The organism is Anaerococcus lactolyticus ATCC 51172 (assembly GCF_000156575.1).
GTDB lineage: Bacteria > Bacillota > Clostridia > Tissierellales > Peptoniphilaceae > Anaerococcus > Anaerococcus lactolyticus.
The window spans coordinates 1-241 of the sequence record NZ_GG666112.1 but is presented as its reverse complement, the minus strand read 5'-3'; the positions used below and the strand labels follow the sequence as shown (position 1 = coordinate 241).

The window sequence follows — 241 nt, the reverse complement described above, 5'->3', positions numbered from 1 at the left end:
CACGAACGCCACGACACCGTGGAGGCGAACAGCTACAGCGAGTTCAAGGCCGAGGAGCATCACACCGTGCACGGAGAGCGCAAGGTCGAGCTGAAGGCCGATGACCACCTGACGGTCGGCGACAGCCAGCACGTGAAGCTCGGTCGTGCCTACCTGGCCAGGGCCGGGCGCGAGATCCACCTGAAGGCCGGGCAGAAGATGGTGATCGAGGCTGACAGCGAACTGACGGTGAAGGCCGGCG

The 241-nt window shown here is 65.6% G+C and carries 1 protein-coding gene; it reads left to right on the top strand.

Annotated elements, in window-relative coordinates:
• Nucleotides 1-241: bacteriophage T4 gp5 trimerization domain-containing protein (locus tag HMPREF0072_RS11465; RefSeq protein ID WP_211204233.1), on the top strand; the 241-nt coding region annotated here is incomplete at both ends.